The organism is Deferribacterota bacterium, assembly GCA_034189185.1.
Classification (GTDB): Bacteria; Chrysiogenota; Deferribacteres; order Deferribacterales; family UBA228; genus UBA228.
In genome coordinates this window covers 1-2,285 of record JAXHVM010000232.1, presented here as the reverse complement: position 1 = coordinate 2,285, position 2,285 = coordinate 1, and the positions used below count along the sequence as shown (strand labels likewise).

Genomic DNA, 2,285 nt, shown 5'->3' with positions numbered 1-2,285 from the left:
ACGATGGAGATTCAGATGAAGACATTTTTAGAACCACTATGAGAGTACGTTACGAGTTTTAATAAAAAATATAAACAAAGGGTGGATAATTATGTATAGGTCTAAGGTTATATTTTTATTTTTTGTTATAAGCTTTTTGTCTTAAGTCGTTTATAAAATCAACCAAAATCTAGCTTTTCTTGCTTCTACAGAAAAATATATTAACTATATCTATTTTTAAGTTTTAAAAAATATAATATAGTTTTAAATTAAAATAGTTTAGTTTTGTTTTTTAAACTCAATTTTAATTTATATTGACAATTTTCATAATATTGTTTAGTATTAATAGAGATTGGTTCTTTTTTAGCTTATCTTGTCTAAAAAGCAAGAATTAAGGCTAAAATAACAGGCTGATCAGATAATATAATAATTTGCCGTATTATGAGGATCTACTGTGTCTGATCGAGCTTGTTGTAATCAAAATTGTAAGGACCTTTTAAAATTCCCTTCATTTGTTCATATTGCAAAATCAGAAATCATTATTTTCTTTAGACATTTTTTTATAAAACTTAATTATCAATTGGTTATATTACTAATGTTATCATTTAAATTAGCTAATAATTTATTTATCAATGAGATATGAAAATGCATATTGTTAAGCAATTTTCAGAAGATTTGTGAGGTATATGAAATATGAAGAATAAAGTTTTAATTGTAACTTTTCTTGTACCTACTATCGATGGTATAGGCCTTCAGATGTTAACTATCTACTTGTATAGTATGGTTAATAGGTTTAATATTTATAAAAAATTTGCTAAATTATTTAATAATAGCTAATAAATATTGGAGAGTGTTATGAGTAATGCAAATGTTTGGTTAGTTGATGCAATTAGAACACCTGTTGGTAAACATGGTGGTATATTATCATCTGTCAGACCAGATGATTTAGGTGCTCTTGTCTTAAGGGAGATTGCACAAAGGAATGACCTAAATTTTAATGATTTAGAAGGTGTCTACTTAGGTTGTGCAAATCAAGCTGGAGAAGATAACAGAAATGTTGCAAGAATGAGTGTATTATTGGCAGATTTTCCCGTTGAAGTTCCAGGTTGTACTGTAAATAGACTGTGTGGATCAGGACTTGAAGCTATAGCGGTTGCTGCAAGATGTATTATAGCAGGGGAAGGACACTTGTATATTGCTGGTGGTGTAGAGTCGATGAGTAGGGCACCATGGTCTATGCCAAAGATCGACAAACCATTTAAAATGGGAAATTTAACTGCATATGATACAACATTGGGGTGGAGATTTACTCATCCAGATATGATTAAAAAGGGCCACACAGATTCATTAGGCATGACTGCTGAAAACTTAGCTGAGATGTATAATATAGATCGGGAATTACAGGATAAGTTTTCCCTTTTAAGTCACAAAAAAGCAATTAAAGCAATTGATGATGGAGTTTTTAAAGACCAAATCATCCCTGTAAGCACAAAACAAGGTGTTTTTGAAATAGATGAAGGACCAAGAAGGGATACAAGCTTAGAAAAATTAGCTAAGTTAAAACCTGTATTTAAAAATGGTGGCACAGTTACAGCAGGTTCATCAAGTCAAATAAATGATGGGGCAGCTGCTCTACTTTTAGTATCTGAGGAATACGGCAAAGCACATGGCTTAAAACCTATAGCAAAAATTATAGCTTCAGCTGTAGCAGGAGTGCCGCCAAGGATAATGGGAATAGGCCCTGTTCCTGCAACAAAAAAAGTTTTTGAAAGAACCAAATTGTCGATGGATGATATTGATATTATTGAATTAAATGAAGCCTTTGCAGCTCAATCGTTAGCAGTATTAAGAAAATGGAATATGGATATGGAAGATCCCCGATTAAACCCTAATGGTGGTGCAATAGCTTTGGGACATCCTCTTGGCGCAACAGGTGCTATATTAATGACAAAGTTGCTTTATGAATTAAAGAGAACAAACAAGTTAACCTTTGGGTTAGTTTCTATGTGTATAGGGGTAGGGCAGGGGATATCAATGGTAGTAGAAAAAATATAAGAGGGGCAACAAATGATAAGAGATAGGTCAACCTTAAATGTAATGATAGATACAATTAAAGAATTTGTTATGAATGAATTAATACCAAGAGAAGTTGAGGTAACAGAAAACAATCAAATTCCTGAGGATATAATTAATAAGATGAAAGAACTGGGTTTATTTGGATTATCAATTCCTGATGAATACGGCGGACTTGGGTTAACCTTTGAAGAAGAAGTAAATGTTATTTTTACACTGTGTTATGCCTCTCC

The 2,285-nt window shown here is 31.8% G+C and carries 3 protein-coding genes; all 3 read left to right on the top strand.

Translation table 11 applies throughout. The features are described 5' to 3' along the window. Positions 1-672: 672 nt before the first annotated feature. Positions 673-816, top strand: a complete 144-nt coding sequence (locus SVN78_10310) for a hypothetical protein (protein ID MDY6821999.1) — start codon at positions 673-675, stop codon at positions 814-816. A gap of 18 nt (positions 817-834) precedes the next feature. Continuing rightward, entirely contained in the window at positions 835-2,034 is a 1,200-nt protein-coding gene (locus tag SVN78_10305; GenBank protein MDY6821998.1) for an acetyl-CoA C-acyltransferase, read from the top strand. A gap of 12 nt (positions 2,035-2,046) precedes the next feature. Beyond that, positions 2,047-2,285, top strand: a 239-nt coding sequence (locus SVN78_10300) for an acyl-CoA dehydrogenase family protein (protein ID MDY6821997.1), incomplete at its 3' end; no start/stop codon positions are given.